Raw genomic sequence first — 17,913 nt, 5'->3', positions numbered from 1 at the left:
CACAGCGAAATGGACGAAATCAGCGCCCTGATGCAGGGCTTTGCAGTGATCCTGACCCCGATGAACATCGCGCTGATGTTCGTGGGGATCATTCTTGGCGTGCTCATCGGCGTGCTGCCGGGGCTGGGCGGCGCCAACGGGGTGGCGATTCTGCTGCCCCTCACCTTCACGATGTCGCCGACCTCGGCCATCATCATGTTGTCGTGCATCTACTGGGGTGCGTTGTTCGGCGGGGCCATCACCTCGATCCTGTTCAACATCCCCGGCGAGCCCTGGTCGGTGGCCACCACCTTCGATGGCTACCCGATGGCCCAGCAGGGCCATGCGGGCGCCGCGCTCACCACGGCCTTCACCTCGTCGTTCGTGGGTGCGTTCATCGCGGTGGTGATGATCACCTTCCTCGCGCCGCTGGTGGCCAAGTTCGCGCTCAAGTTCGGCTCGCCCGAATTCTTCGCGGTGTACCTGCTCACCTTCTGCAGCTTCGTGGGCATGGGCAAGGGCTCGCCCTTCAAGATCCTCGCGTCGATGGCGCTGGGCTTCGCGCTGGCGTCGGTCGGCATGGACACGGTCACGGGCCAGCTTCGCCTGACCTTCGGCCAGCCCGAGCTGATGCGCGGCTTCGACTTCCTGATCGCGGTGATCGGCCTCTTCGGCATCGGCGAAATCCTGCTCTCGATGGAAGAGGGCCTGAAGTTCTCCGGCAAGAGCGCCAAGATCGACCCCAAGGTCGTGCTGCAGACCTGGAAGCAGCTGCCGCAGTACTGGGTCACGTCGCTGCGCAGCTCGCTCATCGGCATCTGGATGGGCATCACGCCCGGCGGCGCCACACCGGCTTCGTTCATGGCCTACGGCCTCGCGAAGAAGATGTCGAAGAAGGGCTCCAAGTTCGGCACCGGCCAGATGGAAGGCGTCGTCGCCCCCGAGACCGCGGCGCACGCCGCGGGCACCAGCGCGCTGCTGCCGATGCTGGCGCTGGGCATCCCCGGTTCGCCGACCGCCGCTGTGCTGCTGGGGGGCCTGCTGATCTGGGGCCTGCAGCCCGGACCGCTGCTTTTCGTGGAGCAGAAGGACTTCGTGTGGGGCCTCATCGCCAGCATGTACCTGGGCAACATCGTGGGCCTGATCGTGGTGCTGAGCACGGTGCCGCTTTTCGCCTCGATCCTGCGCATTCCGTTCTCGATCATCGCGCCGGTGATCATCGTGATCTGCGCCATCGGTGCCTACACCGTGCACAACGCGATGCTCGACATCTGGTTCATGCTCGGCTTCGGCGTGATCGGCTACCTGTTCAAGAAACTCGACTTCCCGCTTGCGCCGCTGGTGTTGGCGCTGGTGCTCGGGGACAAGGCCGAAGACTCGTTCCGCCAGGCGATGCTGGTCTCGCAAGGCGACGTGATGATCATGTTCTCGAACCCGCTGGTGGGCGGCATCACGACGCTGGCTCTGGTGCTGCTGTTCTGGCCGCTGATCTCCAAGGGCATCGCGCTCATCAAGCCGCCGAAGAAGCCCGACGAGTTCGCCGTCGAGCGGCCCGTGGATTGATCGGCGAGAACAATAAGGAGCACGCACATGCCAGTCATCGCACTGACCCAGGAGATGGGTTCCCTCGCCAAGGATGTTTCGGTCAAGCTTGCGGAAACGCTCTCGCTCGCCGTCATGCGCCATGAAGTCATCGACCACCTGGCCGAGAAGATGCAGGTCTCCAAGAGCCTCATCGGCCGCCTGCGCGGCGGCAAGGCCGGCCTCCTGGAGCGCCTGAAGACCGACCAGCGCAGCGTTGCGCTCTACTCGGCCGACGAGCTCTTCGCGCTCGCCGACCGAGGCAACGTGGTGCTGCGCGGATGGGGCGCGACCTGCCTCTTGCGGCCCGTGCCGCACGTGGTGTGCGTGCGCATCACGCGCTCGCTCGAGAAGCGCGTCGAGTGGCTCATGGGCGACCTGGAGACCGACGACGCCGCGTTCGCCGAAGCCGAGATCCGCCGCAGCGACCAGGCGCATGCTGCGCGCATGCATGCGCAGTTCGGCGTGACCTGGGGCGACCCGGTGCTCTACGACCTGGTGCTCAACACCGACCGCGTGACGGTCGACAGCTGCGTCGCGCAAATCAGCCAACTGGTGGCGCGCCCCGAGTTCGCGGAGACGCCTGCGTCGCGCGCGCTGCTCAAGAACATGGCGCTGCAGGCGCGCGTGAAAGCGGCGTTGAAGGAGCAGACGGAGACGAGCGACATCCGTGTCACGGTCGATGCGAACCAGGGGGAGGTGATCCTGCGCGGGATCGTCCTTAACTCCGAAGAGCGCGCGCAGACCGAAGCGGTGGCGGCTGCGGTGACCGGTGTGACAGGTGTGCACAACCAGTTGCGGCTGATGGCGACTTCGCGCCGCTTCGCTTCTGCCAAACAGACGTGATTTTTGGGAGCGCTTCCTGCCTTGCTCCGTCCCCTTCCGGGGGAGGGCTGGGGTGGGGGCACGGCGGCTTTCATCGAAGCGCGGCCAGCAGTTCCAGTGCCGGTTGCCCCCACCCCAACCCTCCCCCGGAGAGGGAGGGAGTAAATCTCGAGGCCGCGCCTAGATTTTTCCGCGCTTGCGCAGCCGGCTAAGGGTTTCCGCGGAGAGATTGAGATACGAAGCCAGCTCCTTGCTCGGAATCCGGTCTTCCAGCTCGGGGTGCTTGCGCATGAACCGGTGCACCCGCCCCGGCGCATCCAGCAGATGCAGCGTGATCGTGTGCGCCATGATCTCGCTCATCCCCTTCATCACCAGGTACTCGAACAGCTCCTTGGTCTCGGGATGCCGGTTGAGAAAGGTGATCCATTCCTTGAGCGGCAGGCTCGCCACGCGGGCCTTGGTGACGCACACGATGCCGTAGGGCGTCGGCGTGCCCAGCCGCAGTGCCGCATAGCTGGTTTCCATGTCGTGCTCGTCGGCGAAGCGAAGGATCATTTCCTTGCCTTCCGGGTTGCTCACGACGCGTTTGAGGATGCCGTCGAGGATGAAGTACTGCTCCATCTCGCGCACCCCCTGGTGCAACAGGAAATCGCCCTTGTTGCCGTCCACGATCACGAGGTGGGCTTCCAGTTCGGCGCGGTCGCTCTCGCTCAGGTCCTTGAGCAGGACGTTCTGCCGGAGCTGCGCGCGAATGATGTTTTTTTCCGGGTGGTTTTCCAACAACGTCATGGGTCCCGTCTTGCTCGAATTCGCAACAACTTCTGGTTCATCTGGCCGGTGCCGTTTTCCGGAAAGTTGACCGAGGTCAACGTTCGAAAGCATGCCCCCGAATCATAGTCCCGGCTCGGGCCTCGGCCATTCACCAAAGCAGAAGGAGAGACATGTCTTCAGTAAGAACGGACAAAGAGGCATCCACGACCCTGGACGACGCCCTCAAGCCCACGAGCCGGGCCGTTGACGGCGATGCGGTCGTGCGAGCCCTCAAACCGGTGGCGGACGACGCACCGGAGGCCGAAACGACCGACGGCTTCCACCTGGTCATCGATGCGCTGAAGCTGAACGACATCGACACCATCTTCGGCCTGCCCGGCATCCCGATCACCGACCTCACGCGCATGGCGCAGGCCGAGGGCATGCGGGTCATTTCGTTCCGCCACGAACAGCACGCGGGCAACGCCGCCGCGGCCGCGGGCTTCCTCACGCAAAAGCCCGGCATCTGCCTCACGGTGTCGGCCCCCGGTTTCCTCAACGGCCTCACGGCGCTGGCCAACGCGACCACCAACTGCTTCCCGATGATCCTCATCAGCGGATCGAGCGAGCGCGAAATCGTCGACCTGCAGCAGGGCGACTACGAAGAGATGGACCAGCTGGCCATCGCCAAGCCGCTGTGCAAGGCCGCCTTCCGCGTGCTGCATGCCGAAGACATCGGCGTGGGTATCGCGCGCGCCATCCGCTCGGCACTCTCGGGCCGCCCCGGCGGCGTGTACCTGGACCTGCCGGCCAAGCTCTTCGCGCAGACCATGGACGCGGCCAAGGGCCGTGCCTCGCTCATCAAGGTGGTCGATCCGGCACCGCGCCAGATCCCCGCACCCGATGCCGTCAAGCGCGCGCTCGACCTCCTCAAGGGTGCGAAGAAGCCGCTCATCCTGCTGGGCAAGGGCGCCGCGTATGCACAGGCTGACGCCGACATCCGCGCGCTGGTCGAGAAGACGGGTATTCCCTACCTCCCGATGTCGATGGCCAAGGGCCTGCTGCCCGACACGCACGCGCAATCGGCCGCCGCTGCACGCTCCTACGTGCTGCAAGAGGCCGACGTGGTGCTGCTCATCGGCGCGCGCCTGAACTGGCTGCTCTCGCACGGCAAGGGCAAGACCTGGGCGCAGGACAAGGGCGCCAAGCAGTTCATCCAGATCGACATCGCACCGACCGAGATCGACAGCAACGTGGCCATCGCCGCGCCGGTGATCGGCGACATCGGCTCGTGCGTCGCGGCGCTGCTGGGCGGCATCGATGCCAAGTGGGCCAAGCCGCCCACCGAATGGACCGGCGCCATCGCCGAGCGCAAGGACAAGAACCTCTCCAAGATGGCCGTGACGCTCGCCGCGCGTCCGTCGCCGATGAACTTCCACAGCGCGCTCAGCGTGATCCGCGACCAGGTGAAGGCGCGGCCCGATGCCATCGTGGTGAACGAAGGCGCCAACACGCTGGACTTCGCACGCAGCATCGTGGACATGTACGAGCCGCGCAAGCGCCTGGACGTGGGCACCTGGGGAATCATGGGCATCGGCATGGGCTTTGCCGTCGCCGCCGCCGTGGTCACCGACAAGCCGGTAATCGCCATCGAGGGCGACAGCGCCTTCGGCTTCAGCGGCATGGAGGTGGAAACCATCTGCCGCTACAACCTGCCGATCTGCATCATCGTCTTCAACAACAACGGCGTGTACCGCGGCACCGACGTGAACGCGAGCGGCACCTCCGACGTGGCGCCCACCGTGTTCGTGAAGAACGCGCGCTACGACAAGCTGATGGAAGCCTTCGGCGGCGTGGGCGTCAACGCCACCACTGCCGACGAGCTGCAGAAGGCGCTGACCGAGGCCGTCGCCTCGCGCCGCCCGACCCTCATCAACGCCGTCATCGACGAGACCGCGGGCACGGAGAGCGGGCGCATCACGAGCCTGAATCCCGCCACGGCGAAGAAGAAGTAATCCCATCCCGCATTCAGCATCCAGGAGATATCACATGAGCGACAACAAACCCCTCAACGGCATCAAGATCATCGACTTCACGCACGTGCAGGCAGGCCCCGCCTGCACGCAGATGCTGGCCTGGTTCGGCGCCGACGTCATCAAGGTCGAGCGCCCCGGCGCCGGCGACGTCACGCGCTCGCAGCTGCGCGACATCCCGGATGTGGATGCGCTCTACTTCACCATGCTCAACAGCAACAAGCGCTCGCTCACGCTGGACACCAAGCAGCCCGAAGGCAAGCTGGTGCTGGAGAAGCTCATCAAGGAGTCGGACGTGCTGGTGGAGAACTTCGGCCCCGGCGCGCTCGACCGCATGGGCTTCAGCTGGGAACGCATCCAGGAACTGAACCCGAAGATGATCGTCGCCTCGGTCAAGGGCTTCAGCGACGGCCACCACTACGACGACCTGAAGGTGTACGAGAACGTCGCGCAGTGCGCAGGCGGCGCCGCATCGACCACCGGCTTCTGGGACGGCCCGCCGACCGTGAGCGCCGCGGCGCTGGGCGACAGCAACACCGGCATGCACCTGGCCATCGGCATCCTGACGGCCATCATCGGCCGCGAGCAGACCGGCAAGGGCCAGCGCGTGGCCTGCTCGATGCAGGACGCGGTGCTCAACCTCTGCCGCGTGAAGATGCGCGACCAGCAGCGCCTGGACCGCCTGGGCTACCTCGAGGAATACCCGCAATACCCGCACGGCACGTTCAGCGACGTGGTGCCGCGCGGCGGCAATGCGGGCGGCGGCGGCCAGCCGGGCTGGGTGCTCAAGTGCAAGGGCTGGGAGACCGACCCGAACGCCTACATCTACTTCACCGTGCAGGGCCACGCCTGGGCACCGATCTGCGACGCGATCGGCAAGCCCGAGTGGAAGACCGACCCCGACTACATGACCGCCAAGGCGCGCCAGCCGCACATCACCGACATCTTCGCGACCATCGAAGGCTGGCTGCAGGACAAGACCAAGTTCGAGGCGGTCGACATCCTGCGCAAGTTCGACATTCCGTGCGCACCGGTGCTGACGATGAAGGAACTCTTGAACGACGAATCGCTGCGCGCCAGCGGCTCCATCGTCGAAGTGCCGCACAAGGAGCGCGGCAGCTACTTCACCGTGGGCAGCCCGATCAAGTTCTCGGACCTCAAGCCCGAGATCACCGGTTCGCCGCTCCTGGGCGAGCACACCGACGAAGTGCTGGCCGAGCTGGGCTACTCCAAGGCCCAGATCGACAACCTGCGCGAAGCCAAGGCCGTCTGAGGCCGTTGCAGAAGAGAAAGAAGCGGGAGCACACCTTGTCGTCATCGACCGTCGATCTGAACCAACTCGTTGCCGGTGCCGGCGACGCCATCATGGTCTGCGACGCCAAGGGTGCCATCACGCTGTGGAACAAGGCTGCCGAGCGCATCTTCGGCTTTACCGAAGCCGAAGCGCTCGGGCAGTCGCTGGACATCATCATCCCCATGCGACAACGCCAGAGGCATTGGGATGGCTATCACAAGACGATGGAAACGGCGGTCACCAAATACGGTGCCGACGTGCTGCGCGTGCCCGCGCTCCACAAGGACGGGCACACGATTTCCATCGCCTTCACGGTCTCCATGCTGTTCGCCCCCGATCAAACGGTTTCGGGCATCGTCGCCATCGTGCGCGACGAGACTGCCCGCTTCGCCGAGGAGCGCAAACTGCGCGCCCGTCTGGTAGAAGTCGAAGCCGCGACGAACAAATAAGACAGGAGACAACACGATGAGCAAGGCACTCGAAGGCGTCCGCATCCTCGACTTCACCCATGTGCAGTCGGGCCCCACCTGCACCCAGCTCCTGGCCTGGTTCGGGGCCGACGTGATCAAGGTGGAGCGCGCCGGTGAAGGCGACGCCACGCGCGGCCAGCTGCGCGACATTCCCGGCGTGGACAGCCTCTACTTCACGATGCTGAACCACAACAAGCGCTCGATCACGCTGGACACCAAGAACCCCAAGGGCAAGCAGGTCCTCGATACGCTGATCAAGACCTGCGACGTGCTGGTGGAGAACTTCGCGCCCGGCGCGCTCGACCGCATGGGCATCACCTGGGCGCACATCCAGAAGCTCAACCCGCGGATGATCGTCGCCTCGGTCAAGGGCTTCGGCCCCGGCAAGTACGAGCACTGCAAGGTCTACGAGAACGTGGCGCAGTGCGCGGGCGGCGCCGCGTCGACCACCGGCTTCGAGGACGGCCCGCCCGTCGTCACCGGCGCGCAGATCGGCGACAGCGGCACCGGCCTGCACCTGGCGCTGGGCATCGTCGCCGCGCTCTACCAGCGCAACAACACCGGGCGTGGCCAGCAGGTGCTGGCGCCCATGCAGGACGCCGTGCTGAACCTGTGCCGCGTGAAGATGCGCGACCAGCAGCGCCTGGAGCGCACCGGCACCATGCACGAATACCCGCAGTACCCGGACGGCAAGTTCGGCGACGCGGTGCCGCGCGCGGGCAACGCATCGGGCGGCGGGCAGCCGGGCTCCATCCTCAAGTGCAAGGGCTGGGAGACCGACCCGAACGCGTACATCTACTTCATCACGCAGGGCGCGGTGTGGCCGGCTGTCTGCAAGGTGATCGGCGAGGAGGGCTGGATCACCGACGAGGCCTACGCCACGCCCGCCGCGCGCCTCTTGCACCTGAAGCCCATCTTCGCGCGCATCGAGCAATGGACCATGACCAAGACCAAGTTCGAGGCCATGGACATCCTCAACGAGTTCGACATTCCGTGCGGCCCGATCCTCTCGATGAAGGAGATCGCCGCGGACGAATCGCTGCGCGAGACCGGCACCATCGTCGAGGTGGACCACCCGACGCGCGGCAAGTACCTGACCGTGGGCAACCCCATCAAGATGTCCGACAGCCGGACCGAGGTGACACGGGCGCCCTTGCTGGGCGAGCACACCGAAGAAGTGCTCCGTCAGCTGGGCTATGGCGTGGACGAGATCGCCATGCTGCGCACCGAGCGTGTGATTTGAATTAACAGCACGCCGGCCGATCGATAAATAAAGAGTTTTTTGCAAATGGCGAAAGCCATTTGCAATGGACAGCCGCGCTCTTTTTTGCCAATTCACATATAACGCATGGCAAATGCATTCAATAAAATAGTTTAACTATTATTTATCGATCATCGAATCTACATTTTGATCATGCCGACCCGCCATCCATTTGTCGCCCGGCATTAATTTCCAGGAGAAATTTCATGATGATCGATGATGCGCCCATTCAATACTGGAGCTCCGAGACGGAGCGCAACGCCTACAACGCCGCCTTCCACGAGCTGGGCCTTCGCTGGCACTGGGACCGCGAAACCTATTGCCAATTGCTGCGCCTGAGCCAGGACGGCCCCGAGCGGCTGTGCCATTACCTCAGCACGCACCAGCCGCATCTGCTGCGCGCCTACGACGCCAAATCGCTGGCCGAGGTGATCGAGCAGAAGAAGGAAATTCACCAGCAACGCGAATTGAGCGAGGGGCTCGGCAGCCGGCGTTATTTCAATTGGGCCGAAAGCCACGGCGCAGAGATCGGCGCGTAATTCAATGAATATCCACGAATACCAGGGCAAGGACGTATTGCGCAAATACGGCGTGACCACGCCCCGTGGATTCGCCTGCGCATCGGCCGACGAAGCCGCCGACGCCGCCACCCGCCTGGGCGGCCGCGCCTGGGTGGTGAAGGCGCAGATCCACGCCGGCGGCCGCGGCAAGGGCGGCGGCGTGAAGCTCGCGTGGTCGGTCGACGAAGTGCGTCGGCACGCAGGCCAGATGCTCGGCATGACGCTCAAGACCCACCAGACCGGCCCCGAAGGCCGCGTGGTCAAGCGCCTCCTGGTGGAGGAGGGCATCGAGGTGGACAAGGAGATGTACCTGGCCATGGTGGTCGACCGCGAATCGGGCCGCGTGGCGCTGATGGCGTCGAGCGAAGGCGGCATGGACATCGAGGAAGTCGCGGCGCGCACGCCCGGCAAGATCCACAAGGTGCTCATCGATCCGGCCACGGGCCTCAAGGGCAGCGAGGCCGATATCGTGGCGCGCAGCATCGGCCTCTCGGGCAAGTCGGTGATGCAGGCGCGCACCCTGATGCAGAACCTCTACCAGGCGTTCGATGCGAGCGATGCGTCGCTCGCCGAGATCAACCCGCTCGTGGTGACGCGCGACGGCCGCGTGATCGCGCTGGACGCCAAGTTCAACTTCGATGCGAACGCACTCTTTCGCCAGCCCGAGATCGTGGCGATGCGCGACTTCGACGAGGAAGACCCGGCCGAGCTCGAGGCTTCGCGTTTCGACCTTTCGTACATCGCGCTGGACGGCGACATCGGGTGCCTGGTGAACGGCGCGGGCCTCGCGATGGCGACGATGGACGTGATCAAGCTCTACGGCGGCTCGCCCGCCAACTTTCTCGACGTGGGCGGCGGCGCGACGGCCGAGAAGGTCACGCAGGCCTTCAAGCTGATGCTGCAAAACCCCAAGCTGCGCGCGATCCTGGTCAACATCTTCGGCGGGATCATGAAGTGCGACGTGATCGCGCGGGGCGTGATCGCCGCCGCGCGCGAGGTCGAGCTTTCGGTGCCGCTGGTCGTGCGCATGAAGGGCACGAACGAGAGCTTGGGCCGCACGATCCTCGTGCAATCGGGCCTGCCGATCATCACGGCCGACGACATGGCGGATGCCGCCCAACTGGCCGTCGCCGCGGCGCGGAGGAACCACTGAGATGTCGATCCTCGTCAACAAGCACACCCGCGTCATCACGCAGGGCATCACCGGCAAGACCGGGCAGTTCCACACCGCGATGTGCCGCGACTACGGCAACGGCCAGAAGTGCTTCGTCGCGGGCGTGAACCCGAACAAGGCGGGCAAGTCGTTCGACGGCATTCCGGTCTTCGGCACTGTGAAGGACGCGAAGGCCGAGACCGGCGCCACCGTGTCGGTGATCTACGTGCCGCCGCCGTTCGCGGCCGCCGCGATCGACGAGGCGGTCGATGCCGAGCTCGACCTGGTCATCTGCATCACCGAAGGCATCCCGGTGCGCGACATGATCCGCACGCGCCACCGCATGGAGGGCAGCAAGACCTTGCTGCTCGGGCCGAACTGCCCGGGGCTCATCACGCCCGACGAAATCAAGATCGGGATCATGCCGGGGCACATCCACCAGCGCGGGCGCATCGGCGTGGTGTCGCGCTCGGGCACGCTGACCTACGAGGCGGCCAGCCAGCTCGCGCGCTTCGGCATCGGGCAATCGACGGTGGTGGGCATCGGCGGCGATCCGGTGGGCGGACTCAAGCACATCGACGTGCTCAGGATGTTCAACGACGACCCGCGCACCGACGCCGTGATCATGGTCGGCGAGATCGGCGGCAACGAAGAAGAGGTCTGCGCGCGCTGGATCAAGGACCACATGCGCAAGCCCGTGGTCGGCTTCATCGCCGGCGCCACTGCGCCGCCCGGCAAGCGCATGGGCCACGCGGGCGCCATCGTCTCGGGTGGGCGCGGCACCGCGCAGGAAAAGCTCGCGGTCATGAAGGAATGCGGCATCCACGTGACCGGCAATCCGGCGGAGATGGGAAAGCTGCTCGCATCGCTCGTCGTTCCCGACTACCTCCCGTTCGACTGATCGTCCCGATCCGTCGAACGCTCGTGGCACGGTTTCGCAGATTTCAAGAAAGCACACAACAAATGAAACAGCAGAAAGCGCAGTGGGTCCGTTTCGAAGACGCCGGCAAGGCCACCTTCGGGACCGTCGTGGGCGATGCGGTGCACGAGCACCAGGGCGACATGTACGCAAGCTGCGAACCCACGGGCCGCGTGTTCGTGCTCGCGGGCCTGAAGCTGCTCACGCCCAGCGAGCCCACGAAGGTGATCGCGCTGTGGAACAACTTCCACGCGCTCGGCGCCAAGCTGAGCCTGCCGGTGCCGGCGGAGCCGCTGTACCTGCTGAAGGCGCCCAACTCCTTCGCGGCGCACGGCGATGCGATCAAAAAACCCCTGTGCGAGGGCAAGGTGGTGTTCGAGGGCGAGCTGGGCATCGTCATCGGCAAGACCGCCACCGCCGTGGCCGAGGCCGATGCGCTGGACCACGTGTTCGGCTACACCTGCGCCAACGACGTGACCGTGGCCGACATCCTGAACCGCGACGCATCCTTCGCCCAGTGGGTGCGCGCCAAGGGCTTCGACACCTTCTGCCCGATGGGCCCCGTGGTGGCCACGGGCCTGGACCCCGCGACGCTTGTGGTGACCACCGTGCTCAACGGCGAAGAGCGCCAGAACTATCCGATCAGCGACATGCGCTTTTCCGTGCAGCGGCTGGTCAGCCTGATCTCGCAGGACATGACGCTGAACCCCGGCGACGTGATCCTGTGCGGCACCTCGGTGGGCGTCGGCTCGATGAAGCCGGGCAGCCAGGTCGAGATCGGCATCGAAGGCATCGGCAAGCTCTCCAACCGCTTCGGTTGAGACGGCGAAGAAGGCTGCCGGCCTCGCGCAACGCATTCAAAACTACTGGGGATCGACATGAAGATTGCAGTCATCGGCGCGGGCGCCATCGGCGGCCTGGTCGGCGCGAAACTCGCGCTGGCCGGCGAGGACGTCACGTTCATCGTGCGGGGCGCGAACCTCGCGGCGATCAAGGCCAACGGCTTCAAGCTGGTCTCGGCCGAGGGCGAGGAGCAGGTGGCGCGCAACGTGAAGGCCACCGACAGCTACGACGAGGCCGGCCCGCAGGACATCGTCATCCTCGCGATGAAGGCGCACCAGGTCGAGGCCGTGGCGAACGACGTGCCCAAGCTCTTCGGCCCCGGGACGATGGTCGTGACGATGCAGAACGGCATTCCGTACTGGTACTTCCACGACCACGGCGGCGCGCTCGCGGGCACGCCGGTGCGCAGCGTCGACCCGACGGGGCTGGTGAGCGCGAAGGTGCCGGCCGAGCGGGTGATCGGGTGCGTGGTGTATCCCGCATCGGAGCTCATCGCACCGGGCGTGGTGAAGCACATCGAAGGCGATCGCTTCCCGGTCGGCGAGCTCGACGGCTCCTCGAGCGAACGCGTGAACCGCGTCGCGGCCTGCTTCACCGGCGCGGGCTTCAAGGCGCCGGTGCTGGACAACATCCGCGCCGAGATCTGGCTCAAGCTATGGGGCAACCTCACCTTCAACCCGATCAGCAGCCTCTCGCATTCGACGCTGGTCGACATATGCCAGTACCCGCCCTCTCGCGACCTGGCCGCAGCGATGATGCGCGAGGCCCAGGCCGTCGCGCACAAGCTGGGCATCGAGTTCCGGGTGACGCTGGAAAAGCGCATCGCCGGCGCCGAGAAGGTGGGCAAGCACAAGACCTCGATGCTGCAGGACGTCGAAGCCGGCCGCGCGCCGGAGATCGATGCGCTCGTGGGCGCGGTGGTCGAGCTGGCGCGGCTCACCGACACCTCGACGCCGCACATCGATACCGTGTACACGCTGGTGAAGCTTTTGGCTCGGACCATGGAAGAGCAACGCGGGCGCGTGAAGCTTCACGAGGTCGCGGCATGAGTGCTGTGCCTCTCTCACTCTCCCCTTGGGGAGAGGGCAGGGGTGAGGGCATAGGCCTTCACACGCACGCCGCCGTTGCCATCGCCGCCGGCCCTCATCCCGGCCCTCTCGCCAAGGGGAGAGGGAGCAACAGCCGCGCCGCGGGCGGCTATCCGAAAACCAAGGCCATGCCATGAGACGCACACGCAGCGCAAAGATCGTCGCCACGCTCGGCCCGGCCACGCCCGACGAGCAAGCCATTCGCGCGCTGTTCGAGCGTGGCGTGGATGTGTTCCGGCTGAACTTCAGCCATGGCTCGCAGCACGACCATGCGCGCCGGCTGGAGGCGATTCGCCGGCTCGAGAAAGAGTTCGGCCGGCCCATCGGCGTGCTGCTCGACCTGCAGGGCCCCAAGCTCCGGCTGGGCACCTTCGAGGGCGGGCGTTCGCAGCTGGAGGCGGGCCGGCGTTTTCGCCTCGACATGGACACGAAGACCAACGGCGACTACCGCCGCGCGCCGCTGCCGCACCCCGAGATCTTCGCGGCGCTGCAGGCCGGCACCGACCTCTTGCTGGACGACGGCAAGCTGCGCCTGCGGGTGGAGAGCCACGGCGCCGATTTCGCGGAGACCACAGTCATCGTCGGCGGGCCGATCTCCGACCGCAAGGGCGTGAACGTGCCGAGCGTGCTGCTGCCGATCTCGCCGCTCACGCCGAAGGACCGCGACGATCTGGACTTCGGGCTCTCGATGGGCGTGGACTGGGTGGCGCTCTCGTTCGTGCAGCGGCCCGAGGACATCGCCGAGGCGCGCGAGGTCATCGGCAAGCGCGCATGGATCATGGCCAAGCTGGAGAAGCCCGCGGCCATCGAGCACCTGGACGGCATCGTCGCGCTGGCCGACGGCATCATGGTCGCGCGCGGCGACCTCGGCGTGGAGCTGCCCCCCGAGCAGGTGCCGGAACTCCAGCGCCGCATCGTGCGCGCCTGCCGCCAGCACGGAAAGCCGGTGGTGGTGGCCACGCAGATGCTCGAATCGATGATCGCCGCGCCCGTGCCGACGCGCGCCGAAGTGTCCGACGTGGCCACCGCCATCTACGACGGCGTCGATGCGGTGATGCTCTCTGCCGAATCGGCTTCGGGCAAGTACCCGCTCGAAGCGGTCGGCATGATGGACCGCATCGTCGCGCGCGTGGAGGCCGACCCGTCGTACCGCACCGGCATCGACGCCACGCACGATGCGGCGCTGTCGACCACCGCCGATGCGGTGTGCGCATCGATGCGCCAGGTGGCCGCGCTGCTCGCGCCGGCAGCCACCGTCACCTACACCTCCTCGGGCTTCACGAGCCTGCGCGCCGCGCGCGAGCGGCCGGCGGTGCCGATCCTGAGCCTCACGCCCGACGTGGCGGCCGCGCGCCGCATGGCGATGGTCTGGGGCGTGCATGCGGCACTGGTCGATGACGTGCACGACGTGGCCGAGATGATCGACTGCGCCTGCCGCACCGCACAGGCCGAAGGCTTCGCGAAGGCGGGCGACGACGTGGTGGTGGTGGCCGGGTTGCCGTTCGGCTTATCGGGCACGACGAACCTGTTGCACGTCGCACGGATACCGAACTGATGCCAGGAGCGTGGGAAGATAGATTGGACACGCCACCCACCGTTCACGCTGAGCTTGTCGAAGCGCCGCGCGAGGTTTAGACAAGCTCAACCCGAACGGTTTTCCGGACCCCTACCGATGAAGCACGCGACCCTGCGCCAGTTGAAGGTCTTCGAGGCCGTTGCGCGGCTCTTGAGTTTTTCGCGTGCGGCAGAAGAGCTTCATCTCACGCAACCTGCGGTCTCCACGCAGGTCGCCAAGCTCGAGGAGCATGCGGGCAACGTGCTGTTCGAGCAGTTCGGCAAGAAGATCTTTCTCACGCCCGCGGGCGCCGAGTTGCTGCAGATCAGCCGCGCGATCATCCAGCAGTTCGAGGCCGCCGAGAACGCGATGATGCAGTTCAAGGGCGTCTCGGGCGGCAAGCTCAACGTGGGGGTCATCAGCGCGGGCGACTACTTCTTTCCGCGCCTCCTCGTGGAGTTCGCGAGCCGCCACCGCGGCGTGACGCTGAACTTCACCGTGCACAACCGCGAAGGCCTTTTGACCCACATCGCGGAGAACCTCACCGACCTCGCGATCATGGTGCGGCCGCCCATCGACCTGGACACATCGAACCAGGCCTTTGCGCCGCATCCCTACGTGATCGTCGCGCCGCCGACGCATCCGCTGGTGGGCGTGCCGGGCATTCCCCTGAAGCGCCTGATGCGCGAGCCCTTCGTCGTGCGCGAGAGGGCATCGGACACCTGGCATTCGATGGAAGACGGCTTCGGCCGCGAACTGGAGAACATCAACATCGCGATGGAGATCCGCAGCACCGAGACGATCAAGCAGGCGGTGATCGCGGGCATGGGCGTGAGCTTCGTCTCTGCGCACACCATCAGCCAGGAGCTGAAGTCGGGCAGCCTCTGCGTGCTCGACGTGGAGGGTTTTCCGCTGATGCTCAACTGGTACGTGGTGCATCGCCGCACCAAGCGCCTGCCGCCGGTGGCGCAGGCCTTCAAGGACTTCCTGCTGAGCGACGGCGCATCGCTGATCTCGCAGATCGTGCCGTTCAAGTCGCTGCAGCTACAGCCGCTGGCGCCCTGAAAAAACAAAAGAGCGCATGAAGCGCTCTTTGTCTTTGGGGCGGGGCACGATCACTGGGTCAGTGCGCTGCGGATGCTCTTGCGGTGTTGCACGAGTGCGGCGCGGGCGGCCTTGAACATGATCACGATGGGCATCGCGGCGACCAGGTCGCGCAGCGCATCTTCGTTGGTGGCGGCAGCGGGCGATGCATTGCGGATCGCGCGGGAATCGAGGGTGGTGTTGTTCACGGAAATGCTCCTGAAGGTTGAATCAAAAAGACTGAAGGGATTACCCGCAATTTTAGGGTTTACCCTAGACGCACGCAAACGCTGATTTCGCGTTTCTTGACCTAGGTCAATTTTTCTCTCGATGGATGGGAGCAGGCCTGTATCGAGTCCTATGTTCAGGACGGGTGCACAGGCCACCGGGTACTCCCCTCCGCGAATGTCCCCCGGGGCTTCGCCCCTCCTCCTTGATTTCGCTGCGGGGAGCACCCGATGCCCTGCGCACTGGGACGCGCTCTGTGCGAACGGCCGATCAACCGACTGCCCTGAAAGCGCTCGCGCTGATGGTGGGCCCTGTTTCGCGAAATCAAGGGGGAAGCCGCAGGCCGGAGGACATTCGCGAAACAGGGCCCACCGTCGGCGCGAGTGCAGCCCTGAACAGCAGCGAAAAAACGAGCAACACAAGCGCACGCAGATGGTCGAGTGCTAGGGATATCACGGGGGTCTCAACAACTCGCGATTCGTGTGAACTTGACTGCGGTCAAGAGTTTTTGAGTCGTGCAGTCCGACAGTCATCCACGCGCAAAAACAAGTGATTCATTTCTCTTTTTTTCACTCTGATTGCGTCGTCTTTCCCGAGACCGTCGGACTCATCAAAACATTAAGGACAACTCCATGACTCGGCCAACCACCACGATTGCGGGTTCCAACCCCGCGATGTATCCACCATCGGATTCCACCCACGGCGTCACCGCCAAACGATCCGAGGCCTACCGATGGGGACAGTTGCTGATCGGCATCGTCTGCATGGCGATGATCGCGAACCTGCAGTACGGCTGGACGCTCTTCGTCAACCCCATCGCTGAAAAGCACGGCTGGAGCCGCGCCGCGATCCAGGTGGCCTTCACCATCTTCGTGCTCACCGAAACCTGGCTCGTGCCCATCGAGGGCTACCTGGTCGATCGCTTCGGCCCGCGCCCCGTGGTGCTCGTGGGCGGCGTGCTCTGCGGCCTCGGCTGGGTGATGAATTCGTTCGCCGCATCGCTGCCGATGCTCTACTTCGCAGCGGCCGTCGGCGGAATCGGCGCGGGTGCGGTGTACGGCACCTGCGTGGGCAATGCGCTCAAGTGGTTCCCCGATCGCCGCGGGCTCGCAGCGGGCATGACCGCCGCGGGCTTCGGTGCCGGCTCGGCGCTCACGATCATCCCGATCTCCGTGATGATCAAGACCAGCGGCTACGAGTCTGCGTTTCTCTATTTTGGGATCGGCCAGGGCGTCATCGTCTTTGCCCTGGCCTGGCTGCTGACGCGTGCACCCGATCATGCGAAGGCGTCGAACAGCCGCAACGTGCAGCAGTCGCAGCGCGACTACGCGCCGTCCGAAGTACTGCGCTCGCCGATCTTCTGGGTGATGTACGCGATGTTCGTGATGGTGGCGGCCGGCGGCCTCATGGCCACCGCGCAGCTCGCGCCCATTGCGCAGGACTTCAAGATCATGGACGTGCCTGTGAACATCATGGGCCTTGTGCTGCCCGCGCTGACCTTCGCGCTGGCCATCGACCGCGTGCTCAACGGCCTCACGCGACCCTTCTTCGGCTGGGTCTCCGACAAGATCGGCCGCGAGCAGACGATGTTCATCGCCTTCGCGCTCGAAGCGGTCGGCATCCTGGCGCTGTACCACTACGGCCAGAACCCCATCCTCTTCGTGCTGCTGACCGGCATGGTGTTCTTCGCATGGGGCGAGATCTACAGCCTGTTCCCGTCGACCTGCGCCGACACCTTCGGCTCCAAGTACGCCGCATCGAACGCCGGCATGCTCTACACCGCAAAGGGCACGGCGTCGCTGCTGGTGCCGCTCTCCAGCGTGCTCGCCGCATCCACCGGCAGCTGGCATGCGGTATTCATCGTCGCGAGCGCGGTCAATGCCGCGGCCGCGCTGATGGCCTGGTTCGTGTTGCGCCCGATGCGCCGCAAGCACATCGAGAAAAGCCGCCTGGCCTCGTAGTTCCATCGCGCTTCAGCGAAGGCCGATGCGCGATGCGCGCGAGCGCAGCACATCGGCCCGCCACGGGTCGGTGGCTTCGATGGTGTCCGCCGCGACCTGCAAGGCGTGCATCTGCTCCACGTCCTCGATGAGCTTTCGGGGGCTGAGCAAGGCCTCCGCGAGCATGAAGGCCTCGTCGGCGAGGCCCCTGAGCGCATCGGCGAAGCGCTCGGCGCCCTTCGCCTGAATGGAGTGACCGAGTGTGGGCATGAATGGCTCCCGGGTTGCGTTGGGGTTTTGAAAAGAGCCTTCATCTTCTGTCCGGCCACCGCATAAGTAAAACGAGATTAA

General features: G+C 65.4%; 17 protein-coding genes. 14 read left to right on the top strand and 3 right to left on the bottom strand.

Annotated features, from left to right (window positions below; translation table 11 throughout):
- The first annotated feature begins 9 nt into the window (after positions 1-9).
- Positions 10-1,542, top strand: a complete 1,533-nt coding sequence (locus RT97_RS26780; protein ID WP_042581896.1) for a tripartite tricarboxylate transporter permease — start codon at positions 10-12, stop codon at positions 1,540-1,542.
- A gap of 27 nt (positions 1,543-1,569) precedes the next feature.
- A complete protein-coding gene (locus tag RT97_RS26775; RefSeq protein WP_042581895.1) occupies positions 1,570-2,406 on the top strand; it encodes a cytidylate kinase family protein in 837 nt (278 codons plus the stop codon).
- A 159-nt stretch (positions 2,407-2,565) separates the two neighbouring features.
- Here the strand turns inward: RT97_RS26775 and RT97_RS26770 are convergent, their stop codons facing one another.
- Positions 2,566-3,174, bottom strand: a complete 609-nt coding sequence (locus RT97_RS26770) for a Crp/Fnr family transcriptional regulator (RefSeq protein ID WP_013543563.1) — start codon at positions 3,172-3,174, stop codon at positions 2,566-2,568.
- A 152-nt stretch (positions 3,175-3,326) separates the two neighbouring features.
- Here RT97_RS26770 and oxc point away from each other — a divergent pair, with 152 nt between their 5' ends.
- From oxc to RT97_RS26715, 11 genes are all read left to right on the top strand, one after another.
- Positions 3,327-5,150 carry an oxalyl-CoA decarboxylase gene (gene oxc, locus RT97_RS26765; protein ID WP_042581894.1) on the top strand — a complete coding sequence of 608 codons (1,824 nt, stop codon included), beginning with the start codon at positions 3,327-3,329 and terminating at the stop codon, positions 5,148-5,150.
- A gap of 34 nt (positions 5,151-5,184) precedes the next feature.
- Positions 5,185-6,441, top strand: a complete 1,257-nt coding sequence (frc, locus tag RT97_RS26760; RefSeq protein WP_042581893.1) for a formyl-CoA transferase — start codon at positions 5,185-5,187, stop codon at positions 6,439-6,441.
- A 35-nt stretch (positions 6,442-6,476) separates the two neighbouring features.
- Complete coding sequence (locus tag RT97_RS26755) at positions 6,477-6,911, top strand: PAS domain-containing protein (protein WP_080898445.1); 435 nt, start codon at positions 6,477-6,479, stop codon at positions 6,909-6,911.
- A 16-nt stretch (positions 6,912-6,927) separates the two neighbouring features.
- A complete protein-coding gene (gene frc, locus RT97_RS26750) occupies positions 6,928-8,175 on the top strand; it encodes a formyl-CoA transferase (protein ID WP_042581892.1) in 1,248 nt (415 codons plus the stop codon).
- A 227-nt stretch (positions 8,176-8,402) separates the two neighbouring features.
- A complete protein-coding gene (locus RT97_RS26745) occupies positions 8,403-8,732 on the top strand; it encodes a hypothetical protein (RefSeq protein WP_042582001.1) in 330 nt (109 codons plus the stop codon).
- Between the two features lie 4 nt (positions 8,733-8,736).
- Positions 8,737-9,906, top strand: coding sequence for an ADP-forming succinate--CoA ligase subunit beta (gene sucC / locus RT97_RS26740; RefSeq protein WP_042581891.1), 1,170 nt, complete (start codon positions 8,737-8,739; stop codon positions 9,904-9,906).
- A gap of 1 nt (position 9,907) precedes the next feature.
- Positions 9,908-10,807, top strand: a complete 900-nt coding sequence (gene sucD / locus RT97_RS26735) for a succinate--CoA ligase subunit alpha (RefSeq protein WP_042581890.1) — start codon at positions 9,908-9,910, stop codon at positions 10,805-10,807.
- 62 nt (positions 10,808-10,869) lie between these two features.
- On the top strand, positions 10,870-11,646 hold the full coding sequence (locus RT97_RS26730; protein ID WP_042581889.1) for a fumarylacetoacetate hydrolase family protein: 777 nt from the start codon (positions 10,870-10,872) through the stop codon (positions 11,644-11,646).
- Between the two features lie 57 nt (positions 11,647-11,703).
- Positions 11,704-12,717 carry a 2-dehydropantoate 2-reductase gene (locus RT97_RS26725; RefSeq protein ID WP_042581888.1) on the top strand — a complete coding sequence of 338 codons (1,014 nt, stop codon included), beginning with the start codon at positions 11,704-11,706 and terminating at the stop codon, positions 12,715-12,717.
- A 172-nt stretch (positions 12,718-12,889) separates the two neighbouring features.
- The gene (gene pyk, locus RT97_RS26720; RefSeq protein WP_042581887.1) at positions 12,890-14,311 is read left to right on the top strand and encodes a pyruvate kinase; all 1,422 of its coding nucleotides are present in this window, start codon (positions 12,890-12,892) and stop codon (positions 14,309-14,311) included.
- Between the two features lie 117 nt (positions 14,312-14,428).
- Positions 14,429-15,376, top strand: coding sequence for a LysR family transcriptional regulator (locus RT97_RS26715; protein WP_042581886.1), 948 nt, complete (start codon positions 14,429-14,431; stop codon positions 15,374-15,376).
- Positions 15,377-15,426: 50 nt separating this feature from the next.
- On the opposite strand, the gene RT97_RS33550 is transcribed toward RT97_RS26715, so the two are convergent.
- Positions 15,427-15,603: a hypothetical protein gene (locus tag RT97_RS33550; protein ID WP_172672257.1), complete on the bottom strand. Its 177-nt coding sequence runs from the start codon at positions 15,601-15,603 to the stop codon at positions 15,427-15,429.
- Between the two features lie 651 nt (positions 15,604-16,254).
- Between RT97_RS33550 and oxlT the strand changes: the two genes are divergently transcribed.
- Positions 16,255-17,583 (top strand): oxalate/formate MFS antiporter, encoded by a 1,329-nt coding sequence (oxlT, locus tag RT97_RS26710; RefSeq protein WP_042581885.1) that lies wholly within the window; start codon positions 16,255-16,257, stop codon positions 17,581-17,583.
- A 12-nt stretch (positions 17,584-17,595) separates the two neighbouring features.
- Here oxlT and RT97_RS26705 read toward each other — a convergent pair whose 3' ends face one another.
- On the bottom strand, positions 17,596-17,832 hold the full coding sequence (locus RT97_RS26705; protein ID WP_042581884.1) for a hypothetical protein: 237 nt from the start codon (positions 17,830-17,832) through the stop codon (positions 17,596-17,598).
- Positions 17,833-17,913 lie beyond the last annotated feature (81 nt).

It is taken from the genome of Variovorax paradoxus (assembly GCF_000834655.1).
GTDB lineage: Bacteria > Pseudomonadota > Gammaproteobacteria > Burkholderiales > Burkholderiaceae_C > Variovorax > Variovorax paradoxus_F.
The sequence above is the reverse complement of the archived record's forward strand: the minus strand, read 5'-3'. Positions and strand labels throughout refer to the sequence as shown.

What these genes read in the sequence shown, in the direction of transcription:
- frc (WP_042581893.1), top strand. Translation starts at nt 5,185, where the DNA reads ATGAGCGACAACAAACCCCTCAACGGCATCAAGATCATCGACTTCACG.
- RT97_RS26730 (WP_042581889.1), top strand. Translation starts at nt 10,870, where the DNA reads ATGAAACAGCAGAAAGCGCAGTGGGTCCGTTTCGAAGACGCCGGCAAG.
- pyk (WP_042581887.1), top strand. Translation starts at nt 12,890, where the DNA reads ATGAGACGCACACGCAGCGCAAAGATCGTCGCCACGCTCGGCCCGGCC.
- oxlT (WP_042581885.1), top strand. Translation starts at nt 16,255, where the DNA reads ATGACTCGGCCAACCACCACGATTGCGGGTTCCAACCCCGCGATGTAT.
- RT97_RS26775 (WP_042581895.1), top strand. Translation starts at nt 1,570, where the DNA reads ATGCCAGTCATCGCACTGACCCAGGAGATGGGTTCCCTCGCCAAGGAT.
- RT97_RS26715 (WP_042581886.1), top strand. Translation starts at nt 14,429, where the DNA reads ATGAAGCACGCGACCCTGCGCCAGTTGAAGGTCTTCGAGGCCGTTGCG.
- sucC (WP_042581891.1), top strand. Translation starts at nt 8,737, where the DNA reads ATGAATATCCACGAATACCAGGGCAAGGACGTATTGCGCAAATACGGC.
- RT97_RS26745 (WP_042582001.1), top strand. Translation starts at nt 8,403, where the DNA reads ATGATCGATGATGCGCCCATTCAATACTGGAGCTCCGAGACGGAGCGC.
- sucD (WP_042581890.1), top strand. Translation starts at nt 9,908, where the DNA reads ATGTCGATCCTCGTCAACAAGCACACCCGCGTCATCACGCAGGGCATC.
- RT97_RS26770 (WP_013543563.1), bottom strand. Translation starts at nt 3,174, where the DNA reads ATGACGTTGTTGGAAAACCACCCGGAAAAAAACATCATTCGCGCGCAG.
- oxc (WP_042581894.1), top strand. Translation starts at nt 3,327, where the DNA reads ATGTCTTCAGTAAGAACGGACAAAGAGGCATCCACGACCCTGGACGAC.
- frc (WP_042581892.1), top strand. Translation starts at nt 6,928, where the DNA reads ATGAGCAAGGCACTCGAAGGCGTCCGCATCCTCGACTTCACCCATGTG.
- RT97_RS26705 (WP_042581884.1), bottom strand. Translation starts at nt 17,832, where the DNA reads ATGCCCACACTCGGTCACTCCATTCAGGCGAAGGGCGCCGAGCGCTTC.
- RT97_RS26725 (WP_042581888.1), top strand. Translation starts at nt 11,704, where the DNA reads ATGAAGATTGCAGTCATCGGCGCGGGCGCCATCGGCGGCCTGGTCGGC.
- RT97_RS26780 (WP_042581896.1), top strand. Translation starts at nt 10, where the DNA reads ATGGACGAAATCAGCGCCCTGATGCAGGGCTTTGCAGTGATCCTGACC.